Below are 21,425 nucleotides of genomic sequence, written 5' to 3'. Positions count from 1 at the left end.
AGGAAAGGTCAGCCGCCCACCACAAGGATGTGGGCGTGGAAGAAGGACCACGTGACAGTGATGCCGCCCAAAAGATAGTGAGCAACACCGACAGCACGGCCCTGGATGATGGACAGCGCACGAGGCTGAATGCCTGGGGCCACCTTCAGCTTGTTGTGAGCCCAGACAATGGACTCAATCAGCTCCTGCCAGTAACCGCGGCCACTGAAGAGGAACATCAGGCTGAATGCCCAGATGAAGTGACCACCAAGGAACATGATTCCGTAGCCGGCTGTGTTGGAGCCGTAGCTGTTGATGACCTGGACGGCCTGAGCCCACAGGAAATCACGCAACCAACCGTTGATGGTGATGGCGCTGTTGGCGAAGTTGCCGTTGGTGAGGTATTGGACTGAGCCATCGGGCCTCACCGCACCCCACACGTCGCTCTGCATTTTCCAGGAGAAGTGGAAAATGACGATCGACAGGGAGTTGTACATCCAGAACAGACCCAGGAAGACATGGTCCCAGGCAGACACCTGGCAGGTGCCTCCTCGACCGGGGCCATCGCAGGAGAAGCGGAAACCGAGGTTCGCTTTGTCTGGAATCAGACGGGAATTACGGGCGTAAAGAACACCCTTGAGCAGGATCAGCACCGTCACGTGAATCGTGAAGGCATGAATGTGATGAACCATGAAGTCCGCTGTGCCCAGAGGGATCGGAGCAGCGGCGACCTTGCCACCTACAGCCACAACCGAACCGTTGAACACTTCACTGACGCCGGCAAGGGCGTTGGGTGCGGTGCTGCCGGCAGCTGCAGCGTGAAGACCCTGAATCCACTGAGCGAATACGGGCTTGAGCTGAATCGCGGAGTCGCTGAACATGTCCTGGGGACGCCCCAGAGCACGCATCGTGTCGTTGTGGATGTACAGACCGAAGCTGTGGAAGCCCAGCCAGATGCACACCCAGTTGAGGTGGCTGATCAGAGCGTCACGGGCCTTGAGCACCCGGTCCAGCACATTGTCCACGTGCTTGGCGGGGTCGTAATCGCGAATCATCGCGATGGCTGCGTGCGCTGAAGCACCGACGATCAGGAAGCCACCGATCCACATGTGATGGGTGAACAGACCGATCTGGGTCGGATAATCGATCGACATGTACGGATAGGGAGGCATCGCATACATGTGCTGGGCAACGATGATGCTCAAGGAGCCGAGCATTGCAAGGTTCAGAGCAAGCTGAGCGTGCCAGCTGTTGATCATGAACTCGAACAGGCCGTCATGGCCCTTCGTTGCCGGGAAAAGCAGGGGATCGCCTTTCTGACCCTCGAGGATCTCCTTGATGGAATGGCCGATTCCCCAGTTGGTCCGGTACATGTGTCCGGCCACGATGAACAGCACCGCGATGGCCAGATGATGATGAGCGATATCGGTCATCCACATGCTTCCGGTCACAGGATTAATCCCACCCTTGAAGGTGAGGAAATCGCTGTATGCAGCCCAATTGCCATTGAAAAAAGCACCGATGCCGGCACTGAATCCTGGATAGAGCTGAGCCAGCAGATCCTGATTGAAGAATTCGTGGGGAAGAGGAATGTCTGCCACAGAAGCAATGGTCTTGCCGTTCAACACCAGCGGCTGGCCGGCGTCGATGGCATCCATCAACTTCGTGGTGGGCAGGGACACATGCAGCAGGTGACCGGTCCAGGACAGTGAGCCCAGGCCCAGCAGACCAGCCAGGTGGTGGTTGAGCATCGACTCAACGTTCTGGAACCACTCAAGCTTTGGAGCTGCCTTGTGATAGTGGAAAACGCCTGCATTCAGCATCAGGCCGGCCATCACCAGAGCGCCGATGGCGAGAGACATCAACTGTGTCTCATTGGTGATGCCCCAGGCTCTCCAGACATGGAAAAGACCGGAGGTGATCTGGATGCCCTGGAAACCGGCACCCATGTCGCCGTTGAGGATTTCCTGGCCGAAAACCGACCAGACCACCTGAGCGCTTGGCTTCACATGGGTGGGGTCGGCAAGCCAGCCGGAGAAATTGGAGAAGTGGGCGCCATGGAAAAAGGCACCACTCAGCCAGATGAAGATCACGGCCAAATGGCCGAAGTGAGCACTGAAGATCTTCCGAGAGACCTCCTCAAGGTCACTCGTGTGGCTGTCGAAATCGTGAGCGTTGGCGTGGAGGTTCCAAACCCAGGTGGTGGTTTTGGGACCTTTCGCGAGGGCTCGGTCGAAATGTCCGGGCTTTCCGAACAATTCGAAGGTCGCTGGATTGTCGACCTTCTCGACTTGAGTCTTCGCGGTGCTCCCACGCTCTGGTGGGCTGATGGTCATCGAGTCGTTCCTCGAGGGACGGGATCGAGGTGGTGGGACACCCCTCCGGCAATCCGTGGGATCACCGGGGCCCCGGATGCGGATCAGCAAGCTTCACCACAACCGGGCGCCAGTGGTATTCAGAGTAATGAACCCTGACTCTCACTGGAGCTAGGGCCCCAGAGAGGGGACCGCTGGCGGCAGCATAGGAGGGGAAGCAGGCATCACACGACAGGGAGTTACAAAGGTTCAATCCGGCAGCGGGCCTGTCCAGACCTGGAATCTGCTCGAGCTCGAGCATCAGCGAGGAGGCCCCGATTAGGCACGTTGAGCAACACAAACAGACGACACATATCGATCTATTTAATGCAAATCATTCCCAATAGTGCGCCTCTTCCATCGGTGCCCAGAATGGGTCGACTCAAGCTTTGCCCAATGGCGGCATCAGGCCGGACGTACCACCTTCATCACTGGCTTCAGGCTCTGCTTGCACTGTGGGTCATGGTGGTCCCCTCTGCAGCCGCGCAGGCCTGGCCCTGGGGAGCAGACGGTTCAGGCGATGGAGATCGCTCTGCGGAGATCATCAGTGTCTCTTCACCTTCTGGGCGACTTCAGGAAGTCAGTCCTCCTGGCTCTGTTCAGCAACTGCAAGCAGCTCTCAGCAGCCATACCCCCCGACTTGAACTGATCAGCCCCTCGGATGGAACTCTGCTGAAAACCGGTGAGGTGCAACTCACGTTGCGGATCCAGGATTGGCCGCTGGCCGAGGATCCACAACTGGGCCTTGGAGCCCATGTGGCCCTGCAGATCGACGACGATCCACCACTGCGTTTCGCGCACGCCGACGACGATCGACTGCAGATCACGCTTCCCGGTCTCCGCCCGGGGAGTCATCGATTTACGGCCTACGCCGCCATGCCCTGGGGTGAAGCCGTGAAATCTCAGGGGGCCAGCCTCCAGTGGCGACTGGATGTTCTGCAGCGGCTCCGAGGAACGCAGCCGGATCAGGATGCTCCCTGGATTGTCGTGGTCAGTCCCTCAGATCTCAGCAGCAGTGAGCCTTTGCTGATCGACTGGCTGATCTGGAATGCCCCGCTGCAGAACCTGCGGGAGGGGGATGGCAGCTGGAGGCTGAGAATCAGCGTGAATGGCGACAGCTTTCTTGTCGACCGCCAGGAGGCCTTGTGGCTGAAAGCTTCAGGCACAGGAAACGGCAGTGTGCAGATGGAACTGCTGGATGGTCTTGGCGATCCCATCACTCCTGTCTTCAACAATCAGTTACGAGCCACTACAACACGTTCAGGCGTCCGCCCGATCTGGATGCAGTCAAAGCTGAGCGATGAGCAGATGGCACGTCTGCTCGGCGTCGCCGTTCCTGAAAGAGAAGAGCCACCAGAGAGAGGCGCACCACCGCCGCAGAGTGAGCTCAATCCTGACTCTGAAACCGAAACTGACTCCGCAACTGGGAGGTCCCTCCAAGACGATCCCTCAGCACCGATCCATTCACCGGAAGCACCGACCACTGAAGAATCAACCATGGAGAAACAATCCATGGATCCACGCCCAGAGCAGAACGACTCCTCGCCTCCGGCCATCACAGCCGACGATGAGCTGCAGGTGCTGTCTGATCAGTCAGCTGCCGACAAGGATGAATCGATGGAGGCCGGCAAAGCCGACAAGGCTGTTCCCGAACGAAGTATCAGGACGGCGGAACCGACAGGTGAGGCAGAGAAACTGCGGATCACCAGCAGCCTGGGAGGATCAGCCAGGGAGCTGGTGAACGAGGATGGCACCCAGCGCTGATTCACTGAGGCCGCTAGCCCTGGATGCTGTCAACACCATCTCCATCCAACCGGTGGGAGCCTCACTCGCACTGGGCCTGTCGGTGAGTGCCTGGCCCCTGCTTCAGCAGCTGCGCCAGGCAGGCCAAGCTGATCGAATAGGGATGACACCCAGGGCGGCCGCAGCACTGCAAACCCTTCCCAGCAACTTGTTGGTCGCACCGGCTTCGCAGCTTCTGACTGAACAGTGGCTGAGTGGTGGACCCACGATCGTGATCGGAGCCATGGGTGCCGTCACACGACTGATCGCACCATTGTTAAGCGACAAGCAAAGCGATCCTGCCGTGGTGGTGATGGATGCACACGGTCGGAACATCGTGCCCCTGATTGGTGGTCATGCGGCAGGAGCGGAAGAGCTGGCCCATGCACTGGCTGCAGCACTGGGCGGGCAGGTGGTGCTGACCGGGGATGCAGCAAGCCAGGAGCGACTGGCTCTCGACGGCTTCGGAGAAGCCTGGGGATGGGTGCGTGGCGGCACGCCGGAAGCATGGCAAGAGCTCATGTTCTCCCAGGCCTCTGGACAACGCCTCAATGTTGTTCAGCAGACAGGAACGGACCTCTGGCGGAGCAGTGCCGCTGGTCAGAATCTCGGCGTTACCGCTGACTCCGAGCACGGGCTTGCCCTTGACATCGGTCCACGCTGCGACGGGGCTCCCTGTCGCTGGCACCCAGCCACGCTCTGGATCGGCATCGGTTGCGAACGCTTGAGCAGCCTTGCGCTGATTCAACGAGCAGTGGATCGTTCTCTTCAGTCCGCAGGACTGGCCAGGGAGGCCGTGGCAGGCATCAGCAGCATTGAGGCCAAGAGTGACGAGCCGGCCCTGCGGCAGTTCTGTGAGCATCGAAGCTGGCCACTGCGACTGTTCAGCGTCCCTGCCCTCGCCGATGTTGCCGTGCCCACGCCCTCTGAGGTGGTGAAGGCGGAGATGGGCACAGCATCCGTTGCGGAAGCCTCCGCTCTTCTGGCATCAGGAGACGGAGCACAGCTGTTGCGAACCAAACGGATCTTCCATGCCGAAGGCAGCGAACAGGGTGCAGTGACGGTGGCGATCGCAGAGGCTGCCCTTCCCTCGGCACCCAGCAGAGGAGAGCTGCATCTGGTGGGAAGCGGGCCAGGCTCACTGCAACTGCTCACTGCCGACGCCCGCACGGCGCTCAGCCATTGCGTTCTCTGGGTGGGATACGGCCTTTACCTGGATCTGCTTGAACCGCTGCGTCGCTGCGATCAGGCCCGATTGGACGGACAACTCACCCGTGAACGGGATCGCTGCATGCAGGCACTGGATCTGGCCCGTCAGGGCGCCCGTGTGGCGCTGATCTCCTCAGGAGACTGCGGTATCTACGGCATGGCTGGGCTGGCGCTGGAGCTCTGGATGGACCTGCCTGAAACAGAGCGCCCTCGCTTCCAGGTGCACCCTGGCCTCTCCGCACTGCAGCTGGCTGCAGCCAGGGCAGGGGCACCACTGATGCACGACTTCTGCACGATCTCTCTCAGCGACCGGCTCACACCCTGGGACGTGATCGAACGACGCATCGAGGCAGCGGCCTCCGGCGACTTTGTGGTTGCGATTTACAACCCTCGCTCCAGGGAACGCGACTGGCAGCTGACAAGGGCCCAGGAGATTCTGCTTCGCGCACGTCCGGAGACCACTCCTGTGGTGATGGCTCGCCAGCTCGGACGCAACGGCGAGCAGGTCAGTGTTCAAAGTCTCGGCAACCTGCGGCCTGATGACGTGGACATGCTTACGGTGTTGGTTATTGGAAACAGCAGCAGCCGCGTTCAGGACGGCCGCATGGTCACCCCCAGGGGTTATCCAGGTGCCGCTCTGAACTGATGACGACCAGGTGCAGTCGGGATGACAGGATTCGAACCTGCGGCCCCTTCGTCCCGAACGAAGTGCGCTACCAAGCTGCGCCACATCCCGATGGCCCGACTGTAGAAGATGACCTCAGTTCTGAAACCTGACTGGTTGCGCGTCAAAGCCCCACAGCGGGAACGCATCGGAGCTGTCGCAGACCTGCTTCTTGACCTCAAGCTCAACACGGTCTGCCAGGAAGCAAGTTGCCCCAATATCGGTGAATGCTTCGCCGGGGGAACCGCCACGTTTCTGATCATGGGGCCCGGCTGCACGCGCGCCTGCCCTTATTGCGACATCGACTTCGACAAGAGCGTTCGAGCGCTGGACCCCACCGAACCGGAGCGTCTTGGTGAAGCGGTGTCGCGGCTGAAACTGAAGCATGTTGTGATCACCTCGGTGAACCGAGACGATCTGAGCGATGGAGGAGCAAGCCAGTTCGTTGCCTGCATCGAGCAGGTGAAACAACGCTCTCCATTCACCACAATCGAACTGCTGATCCCCGACCTTTGCGGCAACTGGGACGCACTGGAAACGGTGATGGACGCCGCACCTCACGTGCTGAACCACAACATCGAAACCGTTCCACGCCTTTACAGACGAGCCAGACCTCAGGGCAATTACGAACGCTCTCTGGAGCTGCTGAGACGGGTGCGGGATGGATGGCCCAGGTCCTACAGCAAATCAGGACTGATGGTGGGTCTCGGAGAAAACGATGCGGAGGTGATCGGAGTGTTGCGCGACTTGCGAGCCCACCGCGTCGACATTGTGACCATCGGCCAGTACCTCTCCCCCGGACCGAGGCACTTACAGGTGAACCGCTTTGTGACTCCGGAACAGTTCGAAAGTTATCGGCGCATTGGCGAAGAAGAGCTGGGTTGCCTGCAGGTGGTGAGCAGTCCACTGACGCGCAGCAGCTATCACGCCGGCGAAGTGCAGCGCCTGATGATCAGCCACCCACGCTGACGATCAGAGCTCATCCCCACCGATCTGGATCCATTGCTGCAACTGCCAGGTGACCAGGCCGGCCTGAAGCATCGGATCGGCCTGTACCCAGCGGTGAGCCTCTTCGAAGCTGCTGGCTTCGAAGAGCAACAGCCCGCCGCCCCCCGGCCGATGCTCATCATCCACCAGATAACCGCTGTGGATACGACGTCCGCGGTTGCACTGGGACATCACCCATTGGCGATGAGCTTCGAGGTGAGGCCGCTTCTGCTCAATGGTCAGGGCGGCCGTTTCCCGCGTGAAGGTTTCGGTCTTGATGAACCAGGGCACGGTGCGGAAGATCGATCAGGCGGCAACTGCCTGTTTATCGGCAAGCCCCATGGCAGCTCGTTCACTGGGAGGAACCAGAACCTTGAAACGGCTTCTAGCCGCAGACCAGTCAGATAGAAGAGCCGAGGCTTTCTCACTTCCGGTGGCCGCGACGTGCAGCTCAAGCAGACCCCTGAGCGTGGACTCCTGCTCAGATGTGGTGATGGGGCACACCTCCACGATCTCCGGGTTCACGCGTGGCGTGACACGGTCGCAGTCATCCAGGAGGAACGTGACGCCGCCGGTCATGCCAGCGCCCACATTGCGGCCAGTGCTGCCAAGCACCACCACAACCCCTCCAGTCATGTATTCACAGCAGTGGTCGCCGGCACCTTCAACCACCGTGCGGGCCCCGCTGTTGCGCACACCGAAACGCTCACCGGCGCGACCATGGGCGAACAGCTCACCACCGGTGGCTCCGTAAAGACAGGTGTTTCCGAGAATCACCTGCTCACCGGGGTTCGCGGTGGAATCCAATGGCACAAGCGAAATGCGACCGCTGTTCATGCCCTTGCCGACGTAGTCGTTGGCTTCCCCCTCCAGACGCACATTCATGCCCTGAACCAGAAAGGCCCCGAAGCTTTGACCAGCAGCGCCACGGAAGGTGAGATCGAGCTGACCTGAGAAGCCACGATTGCCGTAGCGCTGGGCAATCTCACCGGCCAGACGAGCGCAGACGCTCCGGTCGGTGTTGATGATCTCAACGGTGCGGCGAACGGATCGCTGACTCTCAATGGCCGCCATCAGCTCGGGGTCGGCCAGAAGTTGGTCTTCAAGAATCGGCCCATTGCCGTGGGCCTGGGAACTGTGAGTCAGCCATGAACGATCTTCAGAGCCACTGATCGGTGCCAGCAGACTGGAAAGATCCACACACTTGGTTTTGGCCAGCGCAACGCCTCTGGGCTTGAGGAGGTCGCTGCGACCAATGAGATCCTCCAGTCGTGCCACACCAAGCAGACTCATCAGCTGACGCACCTCTTCAGCGACGTACCAGAAAAAATTCACGACATGTTCAGGCACTCCGGTGAAGCGCTGACGCAGGTTCTCTTTCTGCGTCGCCACACCAACCGGACAGCTGTTGAGGTGACAGACACGCGCCATCACGCAGCCTTCAGCGATCATGGCGATTGAACCGAAGCCATATTCCTCAGCACCGAGCAGAGCAGCGATCACCACATCCCAGCCGGTCTTGAGACCGCCATCGGCTCTGAGCAGAACTCTGTTGCGAAGACCATTCTCGAGCAGAGCGCGATGCACCTCTGTAAGGCCCAGTTCCCACGGTCCACCCGCATGCTTGATCGAACTCAGCGGGGAAGCACCTGTGCCTCCGTCATGGCCGGAGATCTGGATCACGTCCGCGTTGGCCTTGGCCACACCGGCAGCGATGGTGCCGATACCGATCTCGGCCACCAGTTTGACGCTGACCGGCGCCGCAGGATGCACTTGATGCAGGTCGTGGATCAGCTGTGCCAGATCTTCGATCGAATAGATGTCGTGATGAGGTGGCGGGGAAATCAAAGCCACACCAGGCTTGCTGTTGCGAAGCCAGGCGATGTACTTGTCCACTTTCGGACCGGGGAGCTGGCCGCCTTCTCCAGGCTTGGCACCCTGAGCCACCTTGATTTCCAGCTGTTTCCCGCTCCTGAGATATTCAGCCGTCACACCGAAGCGTCCTGAGGCGATCTGCTTGATCGCCGAGCAGGCGGTATCCCCGTTCTGAAGCCCGCCGATGCTGGGGAAAGCGACGGACCGGCCGTCGTCATCCACATCGCTCAGCACCTGGAAGCGAGCAGGATCTTCACCACCTTCGCCGCTGTTGCTCTTACCGCCGATCCGGTTCATGGCCACCGCCAGCACCTCGTGCGCTTCACGAGAAAGAGCTCCGAGGCTCATACCGCCGGTACAGAAACGGGTGCAGATGCTTTCCACGCTCTCCACCTGATCCAGAGGCAGCGGTGTGGACGCGACCTTGAACTCCAGCAGGTCACGCAGCGCCATCACCGGACGGTTCTCCAGCAGGGTCTTGTACGTGGAGAAATGGTCATAGCCAGGACCCTGGGCCAGGGCCTTGTGCAAGGCCTTGGAAAGTTCAGGGTTATTGCGGTGATACTCCGCACCGTTGCGGTACTGAACGAAACCCATGAACTCGAGCTTGCTTCGGTTCAGCTCAGGGAAGGCCTTGGCATGCATCGAGAGTGTTTCGTTCGCCAGTTCCGCGAGGGTCATGCCGGCAACCCGACTGGTGGTGCCGCTGAAAGCGGTCTCGATTACATCGGCACCCAGCCCGATCGCCTCGAAGATCTGCGCCCCGTGATAACTGGCCAGAAGCGAAATGCCGATCTTGGACAAAATTTTTCTGAGGCCGTTTTCCAGTGAGACACGCACATTGGCCTGAACCTGATCAGCACTGAGATCAGGAAGCTTTCCCTGCTCAATTCGTTTTCTGGTTTTGGGGTGGTGGAGCCAGTGGCGTGTGGTCTCCCAGGTCAACCACGGACAGACGGCACTGGCGCCGTAGCCGATCAGGCAGGCCATGTGATGGGTGCTCCAGCACTGAGCGGTGTCCACCACAAGAGAACAGCGCAGTCTCAACTTGCGGCGCAGCAGATGGTGGTGGACGGAGCCAACAGCGAGGAGTGCCGGCATCGCCACTGTGGTGGCCGTCAGTGGTGTGGGCTCAGCGTTGGCATCGACGCGGTCGGAGAGCACCAGAACCTGAACCCCATCTTCTACGGCTTGCTCAGCTGCCTGGCACAGGGCATCAAGAACAGCCTGAAATCCTCCGGTGCAGGATTCAACCGCCACCTGGGTTGACAGGAACTGAACCGGAAGACCTTGCTGGCTGATTGCTTCCAGCTCGGCCTCATTGAGAACGGGGGTATCGAGATGAATCACCGAAGCAGCTTCCGCCTGAGGTTTCAAGGCCGGACGCCGCTCACCGAGATGCATCTCCAGACTCATCACCAGTTGTTCCCGCAGAGGATCGATCGGTGGATTCGTGACCTGAGCGAAACGCTGCTTGAAATAGTCGTAAAGCAAGTGGGGCTTGTCCGAGAGCACCGCCAGTGGGATGTCATCCCCCATGCAGAAGGTGGGCTCCTTCCCAAGCGAGGCCATGTCGCCGATGATCAGGTCAAAGTCCTCAGCGGTGAAGCCCATGGCGGTCTGCAGTCTCAGCAGGTCGAGTTCACCGACCTGCTGAGACTGGGTCCAGGGTTGCGGACGCACATCGCGGCGGTGTTGTTCCAGCCAGTCGCCGTAGGGGAAACGTCCAGCGGCGTCTTCCTTGACCAACCAGTTGTCAAGGAGCTGACCGGTCTGGAGATCGACCGCCAGCATCTGACCTGGACCGAGCCGACCTTTCTGGACCACGGTCTTGCCGCTGAGATCGACCACACCGGTCTCGGATCCCATGATCACGAAGCCATCCTCTGTGGAGCACCAGCGAGCTGGACGCAGGCCGTTGCGATCCAGGGTTGCTCCAACACGCTTGCCGTCAGCGAAGACCAGCAGAGCCGGACCGTCCCAGGGCTCCTGGATGCCGGCATTGAATTCATACATGGCCGTCACATCAGGTCGGCTGTCGAGGTCCGGCTGATTGCGGAATGCTTCAGGGACCAGGGTGATCAGGCTGTCGGTGACGGAGCGACCGCTGCGCACCATCAGCTCAAGGGTGGCGTCGAGGTTGGCTGAATCGCTGAAAGCGGGATTCACCACGGGGTTGAGGTCATCCGCGGCTTCTCCCCAGACACCAGCAAGGCTGGCTTCAGAGGCCTTCGCCCAGTTGAGATTGCCCAGCAGGGTGTTGATTTCACCGTTATGCCCCAGCAACCGCATCGGCTGGGCCAGGGGCCAGCGGGGAAGGGTGTTTGTGCTGAAGCGCCGGTGATACACCGCAAAGCTCACTTCAAAGCGGGGATCCCGCAGATCGGCGTAGTACCGAGCGAGCACCTCCGATCGCACCATGCCCTTGTAGACGACGGTTCGGCTGCTGAGTGACGCCACATAGAAATCGAGTGAGCCCTCAAACCCCCACGCTTCCCTGGCCCTTGCGCCAACACGGCGCCGCAGACGCAGGAGAAGTGCCTCGAAGGCATCACCCTCAGCATCCCCCTTGACCAACCACTGTTCAACGACTGGGGCCGTTTCACGGGCAAGTGGTCCAAGCACTGCTGCATCGACAGGCACCTCTCGCCAACCGCCGAACTGCAGACCAAGTGCAACGGCCTCTGCTTCAAAAAACTTGCGAGCCTGCTGGCGACGCTCAGCATCCGTGGGCAGAAACATCATGCCCAACCCTTTGGCATCAGCGGCTTCCGGCCAAATCGCCCGGAGATAGGTCCATGGAATTTCACATAAAACACCTGCTCCGTCTCCGGAGTCGGAGTCTCCCCCACAGCCACCGCGGTGTTCCATGCAACCGAGGCCACGCAGAGCCTGCTTCAGCACCCAATGACTGGGATGGCCCTGCAACTGCGCAAGAAATCCCACTCCACAGGCGTCCTTCTCACCGGCCACCGCCTGGGGCGCAGCGCTGTCGCTGTAAGGCCAGGAGGAGCCGGTGAGGTGATTCATGACCTGGATAAGAGTCGGGCTGAACCCGTTCTGGATGCAACATCCATCACGGGGCAAATTCGATCCTAAGGATCGGCCACCCCGGCTAGCGTCTGCTGATGTTGATGTTGTCTCCCCCTCCAGTCCCGGTTGCCGAAGTGCGCGCAGCCGACCGGATGACCGGCAGCAAAATGAAGGTTGGAGGTCTTGCATCCAAGGGGACTTGGCAGTGGGTCGGAAACGACCATCGCTCGCCTGTCCAGCTCTGGATTCCTCTGGATGTGCTGATCGGTCGCCTCGGCTTCCAGCGGGTTAGCGGTGAAGGAGGGGAAGCACTGGAATGGTTCGGTCGACGCGTCCCTCTGCAAAAGCTTGCCAAGCGTTCTCTCGACGATGAAGTGGCGATTGACGCAGTCCCTTGGTTTAGTCAACTGAATGTGGTTACCAGCCATCGACAGGGTGTTCTGTCGATCTCACTGAAAGCACCCCGTGTTCAGAAGCTGCGTCAGGGCCGAGGCAGCACTGCTGGGCGGTTGGTCCTCGATCTCAGCGGACCCGCGCTGGTGCAACGGCAGAACGACGACTTGTTGCTCGGGGTTTCAATCACGGCCGCCCAGGACACCAAATTGCGCGCAATCGGCCTGAAGACCAAACGAGAAAGGCAGGGTGTGCGGCTCAAAGGGAGTGCCGATCGTCCGACGCTCACCCTTGCAACTCCCTGGCGGATTGTGATCGATGGATTGAGCAGCTCCCGCATCGCCAGTGCTGCCTCGGGCAACGCATTGCAGTCGGCTCTACTCAATCCCGAGATCCAGGCGGCAAGCCGCAACGGACTTTTGCTGGAGACCCGCACGATTCGTGTGGGGGTGAAACCGTTGAGGATTTACAGGGCAGGTGTGCCCTTCAACAGCGAATCGCTTGCACTGCGACCACTCGCCTCTCAAGGTGCTCAGACCGGGATTCGATTTCTCAGTCAGCTGGCGCAGCCTGAACAGGCACTGTTGGCCGTAAATGGGGGATTCTTCAATCGGGTACGCCAGCTGCCCCTGGGTGCCCTGCGTGTCGATGGGACCTGGCTTTCAGGACCGATTCTCAACAGGGGGGCGATCGGCTGGACAGCAGGGAGCAGGCCTCTGTTCAATCGTCTGCGCCTCGACCAGTCCATGCAGGTCAACGGAGGACGTCGCTGGGGGCTGGGATTTCTCAACAGCGGCTATGTGCAGCGCGGGTTGAGTCGCTACACAAGAGCATGGGGGCCGGCCTACAGGGCCCTAAGCGGCGAGGAGAAGGCCATCACGGTGAAGGATGGCCTCACGATCGACAAGCACGATCGCGCCGAATTGAATCGCGGAGTTTCTCTGAAACCCGGCGCTTCGCTGATTGTTTCCCGGGCTGGAGCACCGCTTCCCGCACAGCCCGGTGATCGGATCAGCATCAGCCTGAGGCCATCCAGTCCAGTCGGAGAGCAACCGCAGGTGCTGGCAGGTGGCCCACTCCTGCTGAAAGACGGGCAGGTAGTGCTGAAGGGGCGTCAGGAAGGTTTCAGTGCGGGCTTCCTGTCCCTTTCCGCACCACGAACGGTCGTCTCCCAGGACCGCAGTCACGTGTGGCTGATGACACTCGAGGGCAGCTCAGGCAGTGATCCAACGCTGCTGGAAACGACTTTGGCACTCCGACAGATGGGAATGCTCGATGCCCTCAATCTCGATGGTGGAAGCTCGACAACACTGCTTGCCGCCAATCGAACCGTGATGACCGGACGCGGCGTGACGCCCAGGGTTCAGAACGGTCTCGGGCTGGTTCGGCGCTGAGCGACGGCTGGCACACTGGATTCCCCTGAACATCGTTCCATGGGCGCCACTTTGCAAATTACGGCTAATGCAGCTGCCGAACTGGGGCGGCAGGCCGCTGTTGCAGGCACTCCGGGAATGATGCATCTTGATCTAACCGAAGGGCACTGTGAGAGCAACGTCATTCGCCTGCAGCCAGGCCGACTGAATGGAACCCCCGCTGCAAGAGCAGAGGGAGTGACCCTGCATGTTCCCGATACCCAGCACCAGTTGCTGGAGGGGCTGACACTCGACTACCGAAGTGACATCAGTGGTGGAGGCTTTCTGATCCTGAGCAACGATGCAGTGCGTTGCTGCGCCTGCGGCAGTGCCTTCAGCCGCCTTTGACGGGACTGGCAGGTCGAACCGGTATTGTGATGAATTGTCGAACAGGTCGGATCTCCGGCCGCTACGCGACCGTCGATGCCAACCATTCAGCAACTGATCCGGACCGAGCGCCAGAGCTCTAAGGCGAAAACCAAATCGCCCGCTCTGAAAGCCTGCCCAGAACGACGTGGTGTTTGCACCCGTGTTTACACGTCCACACCCAAGAAGCCCAATTCGGCTTTGCGCAAAGTGGCCCGCGTACGCCTCACCTCCGGATTCGAAGTCACCGCCTACATCGGCGGCATCGGCCACAACCTGCAGGAGCACTCGGTTGTGCTGATCCGGGGCGGTCGCGTCAAGGACCTCCCAGGAGTGCGTTATCACATCATTCGCGGAACTCTTGACACTGCAGGTGTCAAGGACCGCCGCCAGTCCCGTTCCAAGTACGGCGCCAAGTCTCCGAAGGAATGATGGCCAACGATCCATCTTCAGGATCGTGACCTCCATCGCCTTCACCCTTCTCCGTTCCTTTCCCTTTTGACAGTCCATGTCACGCCGTAACGCCGCCGTCAAGCGCCCGGTCCTCCCAGATCCGCAGTTCAACAATCGACTCGCCACCATGCTCGTGGCCAGGTTGATGAAGCATGGAAAGAAGTCGACGGCACAGAGGATCTTGTCCGATGCCTTCAGCCTGATCGGCGACCGCACCGGTGGGGATCCGATCGAACTGTTTGAGACGGCCGTGAAAAATGCGACTCCTCTCGTTGAGGTACGTGCCCGACGCGTCGGGGGTGCCACCTATCAGGTTCCTATGGAAGTGCGCCAGGAGCGGGGTACGGCCATGGCCCTTCGCTGGCTTGTGAGCTTCTCCCGCGCTCGTAACGGTCGCAGCATGGCTCAGAAGCTTGCCGGCGAGCTGATGGATGCGGCCAATGAAGCCGGCAGCGCTGTTCGCAAGCGCGAAGAAACCCACAAGATGGCGGAAGCCAACAAGGCTTTCGCCCACTACCGCTACTGATCCCCTCCCCGCTCTGAAGCCTCGTTTGCTCAGGGCGGACCTGTAGGATCTCACCCGCCTTTTTACGCCCCACCCCGGAGTTTCCTGTGGCTCGCGCCTTTCCCCTGGAACGCGTCAGAAATATTGGTATCGCTGCCCACATTGATGCGGGCAAAACCACCACGACAGAACGGATTCTGTTCTATTCAGGCGTGGTTCACAAAATCGGTGAAGTGCACGACGGTGCAGCTGTAACCGATTGGATGGCCCAGGAGCGCGAGCGGGGCATCACTATCACGGCTGCGGCAATTTCCACCAGTTGGAAAGACCACAGGATCAACATCATTGATACACCTGGTCACGTTGACTTCACCATCGAGGTGGAGCGCTCAATGCGTGTGCTGGATGGAGTGATCGCTGTGTTCTGCGCCGTCGGCGGTGTCCAGCCTCAATCAGAAACCGTCTGGCGTCAGGCTGACCGCTATTCAGTGCCGCGGATGGTGTTCGTCAACAAGATGGACCGCACGGGCGCCGACTTCCTCAAGGTCCATGGCCAGATCAAGGACCGCCTCAAAGCGAATGCCGTTCCGATTCAGCTGCCGATCGGAGCTGAAGGAGAACTGAGCGGAATTATCGACCTTGTGGCCAATCAGGCTCACATCTACAAAGACGATCTCGGCCAGAACATCGAAGTCACCGACGTACCGGCTGACATGAAGGATCAGGTGGATGAGTGGCGCAATGTCCTGATGGAAACCGTTGCAGAGAACGATGAAACTCTGATCGAAAAGTTCCTGGAAACCGGTGAACTTTCACTGGATGAACTCAAAAACGGCATCCGCGAAGGTGTTCTGAAGCATGGCCTTGTGCCTGTGCTCTGCGGTTCCGCCTTCAAGAACAAGGGTGTGCAACTCGTTCTCGACGCTGTCGTCGACTATCTTCCCGCACCTGTGGATGTTCCTCCAATCCAGGGAGTCTTGCCCGACGGCAAGGAGGCTGTTCGTCCCTCCGACGACAAAGCTCCCTTCAGTGCTCTGGCCTTCAAGGTGATGGCTGACCCCTATGGCAAACTCACTTTTGTGCGGATGTACTCCGGCGTTCTCGAGAAGGGAAGCTACGTCCTCAACTCAACGAAGGACAGCAAAGAGCGCATTTCCAGACTCGTGGTGCTGAAGGCAGACGACCGCGAAGAAGTCGATGCACTGCGTGCCGGTGATCTGGGTGCTGTGCTCGGCCTGAAGAACACAACCACCGGGGACACCCTCTGTTCCGTTGAAGATCCGATTGTTCTGGAGACCCTGTTCGTTCCGGAACCGGTGATTTCCGTTGCGGTCGAACCCAAGACGAAGGGTGATATGGAGAAGCTTTCCAAAGCGCTGGTTGCGTTGGCAGAGGAAGACCCCACCTTCAGAGTCAGGACTGATTCAGAGACTGGCCAGACCGTGATCGCGGGCATGGGAGAGCTGCATCTGGAGATCCTGGTCGACCGGATGCTGCGCGAATTCAAAGTTGAAGCGAATATCGGTGCGCCTCAGGTCTCCTACCGCGAAACCATCCGTGCGGCATCGCGAGGCGAAGGCAAGTTCTCTCGTCAGACCGGTGGTAAGGGTCAGTACGGCCACGTTGTGATCGAAATGGAGCCGGGTGAACCCGAATCCGGTTTTGAATTCGTCAACAAAATCGTTGGCGGTGTCGTTCCCAAGGAATTCATCAAGCCCTCCGAAATGGGCATGAAGGAGACCTGTGAGTCCGGCGTGATTGCCGGGTTCCCGATGATCGACGTGAAAGTCACCATGGTCGACGGTTCGTATCACGATGTGGACTCGTCGGAAATGGCCTTCAAGATTGCCGGCTCAATGGCCTTCAAGGATGCGGTCAAGAAGTGCAATCCAGTGCTGCTTGAGCCGATGATGAAGGTCGAGGTCGAGGTCCCCGAGGATTTCCTCGGCTCGATCATCGGCGACCTGTCCTCCCGCAGGGGGCAGGTCGAAGGTCAGGCAATTGACGATGGCACGTCAAAAGTCTCGGCCAAGGTGCCCCTGGCCGAGATGTTCGGCTACGCCACCGAGCTCCGATCCATGACCCAGGGTCGGGGTATTTTCTCGATGGAATTCAGCCACTATGAGGATGTTCCTCGCAACGTGGCCGAGGCCATCATCTCCAAGAATCAGGGCAATTCCTGATCTCTACCCCCTTTTAATTCACCCCCGATTCTTTAACAAAATGGCACGCGAGAAGTTCGAAAGGAACAAGCCCCACGTCAACATCGGCACCATCGGCCACGTTGACCACGGCAAAACAACCCTCACTGCCGCGATCACCAATGTGCTCGCCAAAAAGGGACAGGCGCAGGTTCAGGATTACGCCGATATCGACGGAGCTCCAGAGGAGCGTGAGCGCGGCATCACCATCAACACCGCACACGTCGAATACGAGACTGATTCCCGTCACTACGCCCACGTTGACTGCCCTGGCCACGCTGATTATGTGAAAAACATGATCACCGGAGCCGCTCAGATGGACGGTGCCATTCTCGTTTGTGCCGCCACCGACGGCCCCATGGCCCAGACCAAGGAACACATCTTGCTGGCCAAGCAGGTGGGCGTGCCCGCGCTGGTGGTTGCTCTGAACAAGTGCGACATGGTCGATGACGAAGAGATCATCGAACTGGTGGAGATGGAAATCCGCGAATTGCTCTCCAGCTACGACTTCCCAGGCGACGACATTCCTGTGGTCCAGGTCTCCGGACTGAAAGCCATCGAAGGTGAAGCTGAGTGGGAAGCCAAAATCGAGGAGCTGATGGCAGCTGTCGATGCCAACATCCCCGAGCCGGAGCGCGAAGTCGACAAGCCCTTCTTGATGGCTGTTGAGGATGTCTTCTCCATCACCGGACGTGGCACCGTGGCAACAGGCCGCATCGAGCGCGGCGTCGTCAAGGTTGGCGAAGAAGTCGAAATCGTCGGCATCAGAGAGCCTCGGAAAACCACCGTCACCGGGGTGGAAATGTTCCGCAAGCTGCTCGATGAGGGGATGGCTGGCGACAACGTGGGTCTGCTGCTTCGTGGCATTCAGAAGGAAGACATCGAGCGGGGAATGGTGCTCGTGAAGCCTGGCTCGATCACTCCTCACACCAAGTTCGAAGGTCAGGTTTATGTTCTCAAAAAAGAAGAAGGTGGTCGCCACACGCCGTTCTTCGCCGGCTACCGCCCGCAGTTCTATATCCGAACCACGGACGTGACCGGTCAGATCACCGCCTTCACTGCGGAAGACGGCAGCAACGTGGAAATGGTGATGCCCGGAGACAACATCCAGATGACTGGCGAATTGATCTGCCCAGTCGCCATGGAAATGGGGATGCGCTTTGCCATCCGTGAAGGTGGTCGCACCATTGGTGCCGGCGTGGTCTCCAAGATCATCGAGTGATCCACCGGGGATGATCAGAAGGATGGTCTGACCGATGTCAGGCCATCCCTTACCATTCCAGAATGATTTGAACGTTTCCAGGACACGTTCAACCAGCACCTCGACAATCCACCTCTCGTGATCTCCTCAGGAGATTTCTTCGCGCTTCATGTCCACTGCAATTGCCCAGCAGAAGATCCGCATCCGCTTGAAAGCGTTTGACCGCCGCATGCTGGATCTGTCCTGCGACAAGATCATTGAAACCGCAGATAACACAGCAGCCACCGCCATCGGTCCCATTCCTCTTCCGACCAAGCGCAAGATCTACTGCGTGCTCCGCTCCCCCCACGTGGACAAGGATTCACGGGAACACTTCGAAACCCGTACTCATCGCCGCATCATCGATATCTATGGTCCTTCGGCCAAAACGATTGACGCCCTGATGAAGCTCGATCTTCCCAGTGGCGTAGATATCGAGGTCAAACTCTGAGCCCAGCACAGTCATTCGGTCAGCTGCCTAGGATTCCATTTCTCAGAGTTTCAATGCGTGGCTGACCTGTCCGTCAGGGAACTTCCCCTCTTTCCTCTGCCGGATGTTGTTCTGTTCCCGAGCGACGTACTACCTCTGCACATTTTCGAGTCGCGTTACCGGATGATGTTGCAGAGCGTGCTGGAAAGCGATCGTCGCTTCGGCGTTGTGCGTTGGGACCCCCGCAGCCAAAGCATGGCATCCATTGGCTGTTGTGCCGAGGTCATCCAACATCAGACAGGTGATGACGGGCGCAGCAACATCGTGACGCTCGGACAGCAGCGCTTCAGAGTGCTGAATGTGACCCGTGAAACACCTTTTCGCAGCGCCATGGTGAGCTGGATTGAAGATGAGCCTGAAAGCGATCTCGATCAGCTCCACTCCCTCAGTGAATCAGTCACCAAAGCACTCAGAGATGTCGTGGAGCTGACAGGCAAGCTCACTGATGCACCCACCGCACTGCCAGACGATCTGCCGGATCTTCCTCGCGAGCTTTCGTTCTGGATCGGAGCTCACCTAGGGGGCCCAGTGGCCGATCAGCAGCAGGAGCTGCTGGAGCTCACCAATACCCGCTCCAGGCTCGAACAGGAGTTCGAGATGCTCGATGAAACGCGTCGGCAGCTGGCAGCACGCACGGTGCTGCGCGACACCCTCTCCTCCGCAGACTCCGGCAACGGTTGATGTCTCTCTCGACTTTTCTGGCTCCGGCCGTGATCGGCCTTGTAGCCGCTGCTGGGGCGTATGCGCTCTGGACCCGACGCAGCAGGACTTATCACTCCAGTGAAAGCGTCGCCTCCGCCTATGACGCCTGGACCGACGATCGGCTGCTGGAGACCCTCTGGGGTGAACACGTCCACCTCGGACACTACGGGGACCCTCCGATACGACGGGATTTCCGTCGCGCCAAAGCTGATTTCGTGCATGAGCTGGTGCACTGGAGCGGTTTGGATCGCCTGCCTCCGGGCTCGAGAGTGGTCGATGTGGGCTGCGGAATCGGCGGCAGCGCCAGGATTCTGGCCAGAGACTACGGCTTTGATGTTCTGGGTATCAGCATCAGTCCCGCACAGATCCAGAGAGCCACGGAACTAACGCCCGAAGGCCTGTCCTGCCGTTTTGAGGTGATGGACGCGCTGAATCTGAAGCTTGCTGATGCTGAATTTGACGGGGTCTGGAGTGTGGAAGCAGGCCCACACATGCCCGATAAGCAACGGTTCGCCGATGAGCTTCTACGGATTCTGAAACCGGGTGGATCTCTGGCGGTTGCCGACTGGAACCGTCGCGATCCTCGCGACGGAGCTTTGGATGCACGCGAACGCTGGGTGATGCACCAGCTGCTAACCCAGTGGGCTCATCCAGAGTTCGCGAGCATTCCAGGATTCCGGCACAACCTCGAATGCAGCAGTCAGAGCAGGGGGTTGATCGACACAGGGGACTGGACCACAGAGACACTGCCGTCATGGAATGAATCGATCCTTGAAGGATTTCGCAGACCAGGAGCGGTACTCCGACTCGGTCCGCCAGCCCTGCTTCAGGGCCTGCGGGAAACACCCACAATGCTGTTGATGCGCTGGGCATTCGCCCGGGGAATGATGCAGTTCGGCGTGTTCCGACTTGCTTCTGATCAATTGAATGCCGAACTGGGATAAGCGCCGAAATCGGCCAGATGTTCACAAAGAGGGCTGAGAAGCGTCTGAAGTTTCGTCAGCACGACATCAGCTCCGGACGCCGGCAACTCCACATCCACGAAGAAGACGTACTCGCCAAGCTCCCGTTTCGACGGCCTCGACTCGATCCTGCTCATGTTCAGCCCCAGGCCCGAAATCGCCTGGAGCGCTTCAATCAGCGCTCCAGGGGCATTGCGATGCAGAGAGAACGCCAGGCTGGCGAGCTGACCATCCCTCAGCCGCTCTCCGCGTTGGAGCAGCAGGAAACGCGTCCTGTTACCCACGACATCATTCACAGGGAATGCCAGTTCCGCGAGACCCTGCAGTTCGCCAACGGACCGATCCGCAATCGCAGCTCTGAAACGGCTTCCTTTCACCATCCGAGCAGCTTCCGCAGTGGATGTGGTGGGCAACTGGAGCGCCTGCGGCAGATGGGTCGCCAACCAGACACTGCATTGCGCCAGTGCCTGAGGGTGAGACAGCACTTCAGTCACGCTCTCCATCGAACCACTGCTGAGCAGGGCGTGGCGGATCGGGAGCACCAAAGCACGTCGAATGCACAGATCGGGATGCGACCAGAGCGCATCGAGACTGGCCGTGACACCACCCTCCACCGAGTTCTCAACAGGCACCACGGCAGCCTCGCAGCGGCCTTCAGCCACATGGTCGACCACTGAACGCAGCCCGGTGCATGCCACCAACTCAGCATCAATGAGCTGTTCCAGTCGGATCATCTCTTTGGCGGCTCGTTCGCCATAGGTGCCCTTCGGCCCAAGAAACGCCATCCGAATCGGCATGGATCCAAGCACTTGCATCGA

Annotated in this window: 16 protein-coding genes and 1 tRNA gene; 12 read left to right on the top strand and 5 right to left on the bottom strand. The window is 59.4% G+C overall.

All coding sequences use genetic code 11. The features are described 5' to 3' along the window. Window positions 1-8: 8 nt before the first annotated feature. Window positions 9-2,315 carry a photosystem I core protein PsaA gene (gene psaA / locus SIB73_RS14780; RefSeq protein WP_413403948.1) on the bottom strand — a complete coding sequence of 769 codons (2,307 nt, stop codon included), beginning with the start codon at window positions 2,313-2,315 and terminating at the stop codon, window positions 9-11. A gap of 480 nt (window positions 2,316-2,795) precedes the next feature. Here psaA and SIB73_RS14775 point away from each other — a divergent pair, with 480 nt between their 5' ends. Together SIB73_RS14775 and cobJ are read left to right on the top strand one after the other, a co-directional pair. Beyond that, entirely contained in the window at window positions 2,796-4,097 is a 1,302-nt protein-coding gene (locus tag SIB73_RS14775; RefSeq protein WP_413439650.1) for a hypothetical protein, read from the top strand. Continuing rightward, window positions 4,081-5,970, top strand: a complete 1,890-nt coding sequence (cobJ, locus tag SIB73_RS14770) for a precorrin-3B C(17)-methyltransferase (RefSeq protein ID WP_413403953.1) — start codon at window positions 4,081-4,083, stop codon at window positions 5,968-5,970. The genes SIB73_RS14775 and cobJ overlap by 17 nt, the downstream gene beginning before the upstream one ends. A 16-nt stretch (window positions 5,971-5,986) precedes the next feature. On the opposite strand, the gene SIB73_RS14765 is transcribed toward cobJ, so the two are convergent. After that, window positions 5,987-6,060, bottom strand: a tRNA-Pro gene (locus SIB73_RS14765). Window positions 6,061-6,078: 18 nt separating this feature from the next. Here SIB73_RS14765 and lipA point away from each other — a divergent pair. Then, on the top strand, window positions 6,079-6,957 hold the full coding sequence (gene lipA / locus SIB73_RS14760) for a lipoyl synthase (protein ID WP_413403955.1): 879 nt from the start codon (window positions 6,079-6,081) through the stop codon (window positions 6,955-6,957). A 3-nt stretch (window positions 6,958-6,960) separates the two neighbouring features. Here the strand turns inward: lipA and SIB73_RS14755 are convergent, their stop codons facing one another. Together SIB73_RS14755 and gltB are read right to left on the bottom strand one after the other, a co-directional pair. Beyond that, window positions 6,961-7,266 (bottom strand): YciI family protein, encoded by a 306-nt coding sequence (locus SIB73_RS14755; RefSeq protein WP_413403957.1) that lies wholly within the window; start codon window positions 7,264-7,266, stop codon window positions 6,961-6,963. A 15-nt stretch (window positions 7,267-7,281) separates the two neighbouring features. Beyond that, entirely contained in the window at window positions 7,282-11,880 is a 4,599-nt protein-coding gene (gene gltB / locus SIB73_RS14750; RefSeq protein WP_413403959.1) for a glutamate synthase large subunit, read from the bottom strand. A 104-nt stretch (window positions 11,881-11,984) separates the two neighbouring features. Here gltB and SIB73_RS14745 point away from each other — a divergent pair, with 104 nt between their 5' ends. From SIB73_RS14745 to SIB73_RS14705, 9 genes are all read left to right on the top strand, one after another. Next, window positions 11,985-13,670: a phosphodiester glycosidase family protein gene (locus tag SIB73_RS14745; protein WP_413439649.1), complete on the top strand. Its 1,686-nt coding sequence runs from the start codon at window positions 11,985-11,987 to the stop codon at window positions 13,668-13,670. 39 nt (window positions 13,671-13,709) lie between these two features. Next, window positions 13,710-14,036 (top strand): AIR synthase, encoded by a 327-nt coding sequence (locus SIB73_RS14740; protein ID WP_413403962.1) that lies wholly within the window; start codon window positions 13,710-13,712, stop codon window positions 14,034-14,036. 75 nt (window positions 14,037-14,111) lie between these two features. After that, window positions 14,112-14,486, top strand: a complete 375-nt coding sequence (gene rpsL, locus SIB73_RS14735; RefSeq protein WP_066904579.1) for a 30S ribosomal protein S12 — start codon at window positions 14,112-14,114, stop codon at window positions 14,484-14,486. A 76-nt stretch (window positions 14,487-14,562) separates the two neighbouring features. Beyond that, window positions 14,563-15,033 (top strand): 30S ribosomal protein S7, encoded by a 471-nt coding sequence (rpsG, locus tag SIB73_RS14730; protein WP_066904590.1) that lies wholly within the window; start codon window positions 14,563-14,565, stop codon window positions 15,031-15,033. A gap of 86 nt (window positions 15,034-15,119) precedes the next feature. After that, window positions 15,120-17,195, top strand: coding sequence for an elongation factor G (gene fusA, locus SIB73_RS14725; protein ID WP_413403964.1), 2,076 nt, complete (start codon window positions 15,120-15,122; stop codon window positions 17,193-17,195). Between the two features lie 40 nt (window positions 17,196-17,235). Continuing rightward, window positions 17,236-18,435 carry an elongation factor Tu gene (tuf, locus tag SIB73_RS14720; protein WP_413403966.1) on the top strand — a complete coding sequence of 400 codons (1,200 nt, stop codon included), beginning with the start codon at window positions 17,236-17,238 and terminating at the stop codon, window positions 18,433-18,435. Window positions 18,436-18,583: 148 nt separating this feature from the next. Beyond that, entirely contained in the window at window positions 18,584-18,904 is a 321-nt protein-coding gene (gene rpsJ, locus SIB73_RS14715; protein WP_413403967.1) for a 30S ribosomal protein S10, read from the top strand. A 57-nt stretch (window positions 18,905-18,961) separates the two neighbouring features. Continuing rightward, entirely contained in the window at window positions 18,962-19,624 is a 663-nt protein-coding gene (locus SIB73_RS14710) for an LON peptidase substrate-binding domain-containing protein (protein WP_413403969.1), read from the top strand. Continuing rightward, window positions 19,624-20,589: a methyltransferase domain-containing protein gene (locus SIB73_RS14705; RefSeq protein ID WP_413403971.1), complete on the top strand. Its 966-nt coding sequence runs from the start codon at window positions 19,624-19,626 to the stop codon at window positions 20,587-20,589. The genes SIB73_RS14710 and SIB73_RS14705 overlap by 1 nt, the downstream gene beginning before the upstream one ends. On the opposite strand, the gene pheA is transcribed toward SIB73_RS14705, so the two are convergent. Further along, a complete protein-coding gene (gene pheA, locus SIB73_RS14700; protein WP_413403972.1) occupies window positions 20,565-21,404 on the bottom strand; it encodes a prephenate dehydratase in 840 nt (279 codons plus the stop codon). The genes SIB73_RS14705 and pheA overlap by 25 nt on opposite strands. Window positions 21,405-21,425 lie beyond the last annotated feature (21 nt).

This window comes from Synechococcus sp. MIT S9509, assembly GCF_047303035.1.
Classification (GTDB): domain Bacteria; phylum Cyanobacteriota; class Cyanobacteriia; order PCC-6307; family Cyanobiaceae; genus Synechococcus_C.
Note: the sequence above shows the minus strand (reverse complement) of the source record. Positions and strands in the feature narration are given on the sequence as shown.

Coding starts and splice junctions, on each gene's coding strand:
- psaA (WP_413403948.1), bottom strand. CDS start 2,315: ATGACCATCAGCCCACCAGAGCGTGGGAGCACCGCGAAGACTCAAGTC.
- SIB73_RS14775 (WP_413439650.1), top strand. CDS start 2,796: ATGGTGGTCCCCTCTGCAGCCGCGCAGGCCTGGCCCTGGGGAGCAGAC.
- cobJ (WP_413403953.1), top strand. CDS start 4,081: ATGGCACCCAGCGCTGATTCACTGAGGCCGCTAGCCCTGGATGCTGTC.
- lipA (WP_413403955.1), top strand. CDS start 6,079: ATGACCTCAGTTCTGAAACCTGACTGGTTGCGCGTCAAAGCCCCACAG.
- gltB (WP_413403959.1), bottom strand. CDS start 11,880: ATGAATCACCTCACCGGCTCCTCCTGGCCTTACAGCGACAGCGCTGCG.
- SIB73_RS14745 (WP_413439649.1), top strand. CDS start 11,985: ATGTTGTCTCCCCCTCCAGTCCCGGTTGCCGAAGTGCGCGCAGCCGAC.
- SIB73_RS14740 (WP_413403962.1), top strand. CDS start 13,710: ATGGGCGCCACTTTGCAAATTACGGCTAATGCAGCTGCCGAACTGGGG.
- rpsL (WP_066904579.1), top strand. CDS start 14,112: ATGCCAACCATTCAGCAACTGATCCGGACCGAGCGCCAGAGCTCTAAG.
- rpsG (WP_066904590.1), top strand. CDS start 14,563: ATGTCACGCCGTAACGCCGCCGTCAAGCGCCCGGTCCTCCCAGATCCG.
- tuf (WP_413403966.1), top strand. CDS start 17,236: ATGGCACGCGAGAAGTTCGAAAGGAACAAGCCCCACGTCAACATCGGC.
- rpsJ (WP_413403967.1), top strand. CDS start 18,584: ATGTCCACTGCAATTGCCCAGCAGAAGATCCGCATCCGCTTGAAAGCG.
- SIB73_RS14705 (WP_413403971.1), top strand. CDS start 19,624: ATGTCTCTCTCGACTTTTCTGGCTCCGGCCGTGATCGGCCTTGTAGCC.
- pheA (WP_413403972.1), bottom strand. CDS start 21,404: ATGCCGATTCGGATGGCGTTTCTTGGGCCGAAGGGCACCTATGGCGAA.